8 protein-coding genes are annotated in these 8,214 nt (G+C 61.5%); 2 read left to right on the top strand and 6 right to left on the bottom strand.

From position 1 onward, the window contains the following. Window positions 1–684, top strand: a 684-nt coding sequence (locus tag NOM06_RS16650) for an IS3 family transposase (protein WP_255912423.1), incomplete at its 5' end; no start/stop codon positions are given. 88 nt (window positions 685–772) lie between these two features. Next, on the top strand, window positions 773–1,648 hold the full coding sequence (locus NOM06_RS16645) for an OmpA family protein (RefSeq protein WP_005337611.1): 876 nt from the start codon (window positions 773–775) through the stop codon (window positions 1,646–1,648). Window positions 1,649–1,734: 86 nt separating this feature from the next. Here NOM06_RS16645 and gloA read toward each other — a convergent pair whose 3' ends face one another. The 6 genes from gloA to rsxC form a co-directional block, all read right to left on the bottom strand. Next, window positions 1,735–2,148, bottom strand: a complete 414-nt coding sequence (gene gloA, locus NOM06_RS16640; RefSeq protein ID WP_005337610.1) for a lactoylglutathione lyase — start codon at window positions 2,146–2,148, stop codon at window positions 1,735–1,737. A gap of 56 nt (window positions 2,149–2,204) precedes the next feature. Beyond that, a complete protein-coding gene (gene nth, locus NOM06_RS16635; RefSeq protein ID WP_255912422.1) occupies window positions 2,205–2,846 on the bottom strand; it encodes an endonuclease III in 642 nt (213 codons plus the stop codon). 13 nt (window positions 2,847–2,859) lie between these two features. Further along, entirely contained in the window at window positions 2,860–3,621 is a 762-nt protein-coding gene (locus NOM06_RS16630; protein ID WP_005350792.1) for an electron transport complex subunit E, read from the bottom strand. 15 nt (window positions 3,622–3,636) lie between these two features. Continuing rightward, a complete protein-coding gene (gene rsxG, locus NOM06_RS16625) occupies window positions 3,637–4,269 on the bottom strand; it encodes an electron transport complex subunit RsxG (protein WP_255912421.1) in 633 nt (210 codons plus the stop codon). 153 nt (window positions 4,270–4,422) lie between these two features. Beyond that, the gene (gene rsxD, locus NOM06_RS16620; protein ID WP_255912419.1) at window positions 4,423–5,475 is read right to left on the bottom strand and encodes an electron transport complex subunit RsxD; all 1,053 of its coding nucleotides are present in this window, start codon (window positions 5,473–5,475) and stop codon (window positions 4,423–4,425) included. 11 nt (window positions 5,476–5,486) lie between these two features. Then, the gene (rsxC, locus tag NOM06_RS16615; protein ID WP_255912416.1) at window positions 5,487–8,201 is read right to left on the bottom strand and encodes an electron transport complex subunit RsxC; all 2,715 of its coding nucleotides are present in this window, start codon (window positions 8,199–8,201) and stop codon (window positions 5,487–5,489) included. Window positions 8,202–8,214 lie beyond the last annotated feature (13 nt).

Genomic DNA, 8,214 nt, shown 5'->3' with positions numbered 1-8,214 from the left:
AGCCGCGCCTTGATGTCGATGATGCGAGAGTTGGGGTATCAGATTGGCCGATTCAAAGTACGTAACCTGATGAAGGAGGCCGGGCTGGTATCCAAACAGCCGGGCGCACACCGTTATAAGGTGGCACGGTCAGAACGACCGGATATTCCCAATCTGCTGGCCCGTGAATTTGATGTCCAGCAACCCAATCAGGTGTGGTGTGGCGATATCACCTACGTCTGGGCCGGTGGTCGCTGGCATTACCTGGCAGCGGTTCTTGACCTGCACACCCGGCGGGTCGTGGGCTGGGCGATGTCTGATAAACCTGATGCAGAATTGGCAATCAAAGCCCTGGAGATGGCCTATCAGCAGCGGGGTTGTCCGTCAGGCGTGCTGTTTCACTCTGACCAGGGCAGCCAATATGGTAGCCGGGCATTTCGGCAACGACTGTGGCGCTATCGCATGACCCAGAGCATGAGTCGTCGTGGTAACTGCTGGGATAACGCCCCGATGGAGCGGTTGTTCAGAAGCCTGAAGTCAGAGTGGCTCCCGGCTATGGGATATATGAGCTTGCGGGAAGCAAAGCGGGATGTCAGTTATTACCTGATGGATTACTACAACTGGCGGCGTCCACATCAACACAATGACGGGATACCGCCAGCACAAGCCGAAGAACGGCCTAACCAAGTGTCCGGATTTAGTTGACCACTACAGGCACGCCTTTGCAGTTTGTCGCTAAAGCTTGGCCTTTTGCCGCCGATATCTCTTGTGAGATCGTGTGGAGGACAAGCAATTGAACGCTTGGGTGTTGGGGTTGGTCAGCATATCCGTGAGTATGCAGTTACAGGCTGGGGTTACCGAATTTGGTGCCGGTCTGGATCAATCCGTCTGGCGTTTGACCTCCGATACCCAGATTGAGTGTCGCCTCGAGCATCCTATTCCCAACTGGGGAACGGGGGCTTTTGTCAGCCGCGCCGGGCGCAAGATCAACCTCGATTTCGAGCTCAAGGGCAAGCGGCCGCAGGCCCAGACCCAGACGGTGAGCCTTGGCATCATGCCGCCGGTATGGCGCCCGGGGATCGCCGGGCGAGAAGTGAGTCAACTGCGTTTCTATCAGCAGTTCGATGGACTGGTTGAGGGACAGACTGCCTGGACCATGCTCGACGAGCTGGAGGGGGGGCGGATGCCCACTTTCCAGTATCGGGACTGGTATCGCCAGAACCGTGCGGTGCGGGTGTCCCTCTCGTCAGTTAACTTTCGGGTCAAATATCAGGCATTTATCGACTGTCTGAGCGGGCTGTTGCCCTACAGCTTCAACGATATCGCCTTTAGCGTGCTCACCTACGACAAGAACAGCGATCAGCTCTCCATCCCCTCCAAGCGGCGGCTGGCGATGATCAGCGAGTTTATCAAGGCGGACAAGAGCATTGATGTGGTGGTGATCGATGCTTACAGCGACAGCTACGGCGGCCGCTGGCCGAACCTGAAACTCTCCGAGAAGCGGGCCGATGCCATCAAGAAGGTGTTTGTCGATCTGGGGATCGATCCCGGCAAGATCTCGGTGGAGGGGCATGGCGAGAAGCAGCACGTCGCTTCCAACGAAACCGAACAGGGTCGTGCCAAGAACCGGCGAGTGGTGATCAGCATGGGGCGCAACGGCGAGATCTAGCGCCGTCCCCGGTCAGAGAAGCATAAAAAAAGAGCGCATCTGCGCTCTTTTTTGATCCTGCCATTAGGCAGTGGGATTAGGGCCGCTTAGAAGCTGTCACCCAGGCCAGTACCGGCATCTTTCTTGGCAATCAGTTCAATCTTGTAACCGTCCGGATCTTCGACGAAGGCGATGACGGTGGTACCGCCCTTGACTGGGCCCGGTTCGCGGGTGATCTTGGCACCGGCGGCGCGCAGTGCTTCGCAGGTTGCATAGATGTCGTCCGCTTCCAGCGCGATATGGCCATAGGCAGAGCCCAGTTCGTACTCGCTCACCCCCCAGTTGTAGGTCAGCTCGATCACCGCTTCATCTTTCTCGTCACCGTAACCGACGAAGGCCAGGGTGTACTTGTACTCGCTGTTCTCGCTCTTGCGCAGCAGCTTCATGCCGAGGACGCGGGTGTAGAAGTCGATGGAGCGTTGCAGATCGCCGACACGCAGCATGGTATGCAGAATTCTCATTGCTCAGTTCTCCGGGTTGGTGATGTGTACTGCTTTCAATCTCGGTTGCGAGGCTATCAGCTGTCGGGATAGACCTTCTCTTTGTATTCGCACAGATCCTCGATGATACAGGAACCACAACGGGGCTTGCGAGCGAGACAGGTGTAACGCCCGTGCAGGATCAGCCAGTGGTGGGCATCCAGCTTGAACTCGGCGGGTACCACTTTGAGCAGCTTCTCCTCCACCTGATCCACGTTCTTGCCTACCGCAAAGCCAGTGCGGTTCGATACCCGGAAGATATGGGTATCGACGGCGATGGTGGGCCAGCCAAAGGCGGTGTTGAGCACCACGTTGGCGGTCTTGCGACCGACGCCCGGTAGGGCTTCCAGCGCTTCGCGGTTCTCCGGCACCTCGCCTCCGTGGCGCTCCAGCAAGATGGCGCAGGTCTTGATGACGTTCTCGGCCTTGGTGTTGAAGAGGCCAATGGTCTTGATGTACTCCTTGAGCCCGTCCACCCCGAGCTCCAGCATCGCCTGCGGGGTGTTGGCCACCGGATAGAGCTTGTCGGTCGCCTTGTTGACGCTGACATCGGTCGCCTGCGCCGAGAGCAGCACGGCAATCAACAGCTCGAATGGCGAGTTGAAGTTGAGCTCTGTGGTGGGGTGGGGGTTGTTTTCCCGCAGTCGCTCGAGGATCTCTCTGCGTTTCTGGTTGTTCATGCTAGGCGTCCGATCATAGCTCGGTCGCCCGGACGCGGGCCGGGGCAACGTTGCAGTGGGCCACGGTAGCGGCCTGTTTGCGGTCCCGCCAGTCGTTGATGGCGTTCTTGGCGGCGATCAGCAGTCCCAGCCCGATAAAGCCGCCCGGCGGCAAAATCGCCAGCAGCAGGCTGGCATCGGCGTGGAACAGCTCGATACGCAGGGATTTGGCCCACTCGCCCAGCAGCAGCTCGGCGCCATCAAACAGGGTACCCATGCCGATGATCTCGCGCATGCCGCCCAGTACCAGCAGCACCAGGGTAAAACCAAGGCCCATCATCAGGCCGTCGAGGGCCGCCAGCAGCGGCGGGTTCTTGGAGGCATAGGCCTCGGCACGGCCTATGATGACGCAGTTGGTGACGATCAGGGCGATAAAGATGCCGAGCGCCTGATAGAGGCCATAGGTGTAGGCGTTCATCAGCAGCTGCACGCTGGTCACCAGCGAGGCGATGATCATCACATAGACCGGGATGCGAATATCCTTCGGCACCCAGTTGCGCACCAGCGAGACGGCGAGGTTGGAGCAGACCAGCACCGCCATGGTGGCAAGGCCCAGCCCCAGCGCATTGGTAAAGGTGGAGGAGACGGCGAGGGTCGGGCAGAGGCCCAGCACCTGCACCAGCGAGGGGTTGTTCTTCCACAGCCCCTGACTCATCAGCTCCTTGAGCTCGCCCTTGCGGCTTTCCAGCTCGGCAATCGGGGTTGCGCCCGTTTCAATCTGTTCCATCTGGTTCATGATGGCTCGACTCCGTTAGTTCGCCGCCGGACAAGCCGGGGCGTTGCTGAGCAGTTCCGGGTGCTCGTGCTGCAGTTTCAGCAGGTTTTTCACCGCCTTGACCACGGCACGGGGGGTGATGGTGGCGCCGGTAAAGGCATCGAACTCGCCGCCATCCTTCTTCACTGCCCACTCGGATTCATTGTCGGCGGTCAGGGATTTTCCGGTAAAGCTGTTGATCCAGTTAGATTTTTTCAGCTCGATCTTGTCACCAAGGCCGGGCGTCTCTTTGTGAGCGAGCACTCGCACCGCACTGACGGTGCCCTTGGCATCAAAGCCCGCCACGATGCGGATGGCACCGCTGTAGCCATCCGGCGCGATCGCCTCCAGCGCATAGCCGGTCACTACGCCATTTTTGCTGGCGGTGTAGAGGGCTTGCGGCTGATCGCTGCCCAGATACTTCCTGCTGGTCACCAGCTTGCAGCTGGTCACCAGATCGTTGTCATAGCTGCCGGCAGGCAGCAGCGCTTCCAGCGTCTGCAACTTCTCCAGCTGCTGCTGGTGGGCGATTTTATCCTTGGTCAACTCGTTGGTCAGCACCACCAGAGCGGTGCAGCCCAGCGCGAACATGGCCAGGATCAGGCCATTCTTGCGCATGCTCTTTAACATGTCCGGGCTCCGTCAGCTGTGATGGGGAAAGAGGGCAGAAACATCATTGGCGACGGGCTCCATACACTTTCGGGCGAGTCAGCGTGTCGATAAAAATGGGCAACGCAGAGGTTGGCCAGCAGCACTCGATACGTTTCGGCGTTATCGTCTTGGTCATTGGCGACGGGCTCCGTATACCTTCGGGCGAGTCAGGCTGTCGATAAAGGGCACACAAAGGTTGGCCAGCAGTACGGCGAAGGCGAAGGCATCCGGGTAGCCGCCAAAGCGACGAATGATGTAGACCAGCACCCCGATCAGCACGCCATAGACCAAGCGGCCGCGCGGCGTGGTGCAGGCGCTGACCGGATCGGTGGCGATAAAGAAGGCCCCCAGCATAGTCGCGCCGCTAAAGAGATGGAACATCGGCGTAGCGGTGGCATCCGGGCTCATCAGGTAGCCAAGGGTCGCCGCCACCAGCAGGGCACCGAGAATGGCGGTCGGAATGCGCCAGTTGATCACCTTCTGCTGCAGCAGGAACAGGCCGCCCAGCAGATAGCCGAGGTTGACCCAGCTCCAGCCGATGCCGCCCCAACCCTCGAACAGCGGGCCGCTCAGGATTTCGCCGGTGGTGAGCCCCTGAGTCAGGCCGGTTTTCAGGGTATCGAGGGGAGTCGCCATGGTGAGACCATCCACCCCCTGCTTGAGCTGGGCCATGCTGTAGCCGTCGAGGCTAAAGCCGGTGAAGATCACCGACGCCGCATCACCAAAACCGAGGCTGTAGGCGCGCACGCTCTCCGGCGGCAGCCAGCTGGTCATCTGCACCGGGAAGGAGACCAGCAGCAGCACATAGGCGACCATGGCGGGGTTGAACAGGTTCTGGCCCAGTCCGCCGTAAAGGTGCTTGGCGACGATGATGGCAAAGGCCGTGCCCACCACCAGCATCCACCATGGCAGCAGCGGCGGCAGGGAGAGACCGATCAGCACGGCGGTGAGCGCCGCACTGCCATCCATCAGGGCAGGCTTGATGGCGCGGCCACGGAGCTTGAGCACCAGCGCCTCGCACAGCAGCGCAGTGACCAGCGCCAGCAGGATCTGGATAAAGGAGCCCCAGCCGAAGAACCAGGTCTGGGCCAGCAAGCCCGGCACGCAGGCCAGGATCACCAGCAGCATCAGGGTTCGGGTCTGTTTGCGGTTATGGGCAAACGGCGCAGTCGCAATATTGAACATGAGTCTGTCGATTACCTTGTGGTTGTTCGGTCGGCTGACGGGGCATCTTCAGCGGCGGTTTCGGCGGCTCTGGCTGCCTCGACCGCCAGCTTCTTCGCCTTGGCGCGGGCCACCGCGGCTGCAATGGCCGCTTTTTTCGGATCAACCGGGGCATCAGCTGCAGGGGCGTTCGCTTCAGGCGCGGCAGTGACGGCAAGTGGTTGCTCACTGCTGGCTGCATCGCTTTGCATCGGCTCGGCCGGTGCGCGCTCACCCTCAGTTCCGGCACTCTCTACCTCAGCACCGGCATTTTCTACCTCTGCACTGGTACTTGCGCTCTGCTGGGCCAGCTTTTTGGCCTTGGCACGGGCGATGGCAGCGGCGATAGCGGCCTTCTTGGGATCGACCTCTTCGCTTGCAGCCGTATCGCTGTGGCTGGTGGTTACTTCGCTCTTGGCTAGCGCCACGTCGCGGGTCTCCGCGCTTGCTGATAGCTCACCTTGCGCACCCTCAGCACCGGCACTCTCGCCCTGCTGGGCCAGCTTTTTGGCCTTGGCGCGGGCAATGGCAGCGGCGATAGCGGCTTTCTTGGGATCAACCGCTTCGCTGGCCGCAGATGGCGCATCGCTTTGGGTTGCAGCGGATTCGCTGGTGCCTGCGTTTGCAGTCAGATCGCCCTCAGCGCTGTCACCCTGCTGGGCCGCCTTTTTGGCTTTGGCCCGGGCTATAGCGGCAGCAATTGCGGCTTTCTTGGGGTCGACAGGGGCATCATTTTGCGTGTTGACCTCGGCTGCCGTGCCGTTGGCTGCGCTTACCGGTTCACCATTCGCCTCGGCCTTTTTGGCCTTGGCTCGGGCAATGGCGGCGGCAATTGCTGCCTTTTTCGGATCAACCTCTGCTTTTTGCTGATCAGCATCTACCGCAGGCGCAGCAACGGCTTCGGCAGTCACAGGCTCGGCGCTCTCGCCTGCCTGAGCGGCTTTCTTGGCCTTGGCGCGCGCCAGTGCGGCAGCGATGGCCGCTTTCTTGGGATCGCTGGCGGGGTCAACCGCCTCGGCGGATTGGGGCGCTGCGGCGGCAGTGTCGCTGTTTGCGCTCTCCGCCAGCTTGGCGGCGCGGCGCGCCTCCGCTTCCTGTTTGCGGGCTTCGCGGGCGGCGATCACGGCGCTATTGTCAGGCAAGCCCTCGGCGGTGGCGGCAATGGCAGTGATGGGGGCATCCTGCTTGGCTTTGATGCGGGCGAGGGCGGCGGCCACCGGATCTTCGCCGCCTGCGGCCGTCATGGTCTGACGGCGCTGGGCGGCGGCCTCGGCATGGCGCGCTTCGCGGGCCGCTTTCTCCCGCTCGAAACGGGCCTGCTTGGCCTCGAAACGCTGCTTGGCGCGTTCGGCTTTTTCGGCCTCGGCACGGGCTTCGCGAATGTCGTCTTTGGCGATCTTGTAGTACTGCACCAGCGGGATCTCGCTCGGGCAGACCCAGGCGCAGGCGCCGCACTCTATGCAGTCCATCAGGTTGAGCTTCTTGGCCTTGTCATACTCCTTGGCCCGGCTGTACCAGTAGAGCTCTTGCGGCAGCAGGGTGGCCGGGCAGGCATCGGCGCAGGCGCTACAACGGATGCAGGGCTGCTCCGGGCCGGGGGCGGGCAGTTCAGCCTGCGTCGGCGCCAGCAGGCAGTTGGTGGCCTTGACCACCGGCACCATGGCGTGGGGCAGGGTAAAGCCCATCATGGGGCCCCCCATGATCACCCGCTGCTCCGCTTCCGGTTGCAGCTCGAAACGCTGCAACAGCCAGCGTACCGGCGTACCGAGGCGCACCCATGCGTTGCCGGGCTTCTTGAAGCTGTCGCCGGTAAGGGTGACGATCCGCTCGATCAGCGGCTCGCCGTCGATAATGGCGCGCTTGATGGCAAACACGGTGGCCACGTTAAGCACCATGATGCCGATATCGACCGCGCGGCCGCCTTTGGGCACCTGACGGCCGGTGAGCAGCTCGATAGTCTGCTTGGCACCGCCCGAGGGGTACTTGGTCGGCACCGTCTTGACCAGCACATCTTCGTCGGTGGCGTGGCGAGTCAGTTGCTCGATCGCCTCGGGCTTGTTGTCTTCCACCCCGATCAGGGTGAGTTTCGGTTTGAGCAGGTGCTTGAGCACCCGGATGCCATCCATGATCTCGTCGGCATACTGCTGCATCAACCGATCGTCGGTGGTGATATAGGGTTCGCACTCCAGCCCGTTGACGATCAGGATCTCGGTGAGCTGGCCGCGGCCATCGAGCTTGCTGTGGGTGGGGAACACGGCGCCGCCAAGGCCCGCCACCCCCGCTTGCTGAATGCGTTCGAGCAGCTCGCCCCGCTCCAGATTCCAGTAATCGGCTTTGCCATTGCGCTCGCCCCACTTATCCTCGCCATCGGGGGTGAGAATGACACAGAGATCGCCGAGTCCGGAGGGGTGGGCAACCGTGTGGTTGCCAATCTCGGTGATGGTGCCGGAGGTGGAGGCATGGACAGGGACGACCCGCCCCTTGGCATAACGGGTCAGAGGCTGCCCTTTTTTGACCTTGTCGCCCACCTGCACCAGCAGATCGCCGGCGGGGCCTGCGTGCTGGCGCAGCGGAATGATGAGACGTGGCGGCAGACCGGCGTCTACCACCGGGCTCTGGCTTGATTGCAGCTTGTTGTCGGCGGGGTGAATGCCACCGTGAAAGTCCCAGAGCGTGCCGGCTTTGATACGTTCGAGTAAGGAATGCATGGTTGCTCCGCTG

The sequence above is a fragment of the Aeromonas sp. JL9 genome, assembly GCF_024436075.1.
Classification (GTDB): domain Bacteria; phylum Pseudomonadota; class Gammaproteobacteria; order Enterobacterales; family Aeromonadaceae; genus Aeromonas; species Aeromonas veronii.
Note: the sequence above shows the minus strand (reverse complement) of the source record. Positions and strands in the feature narration are given on the sequence as shown.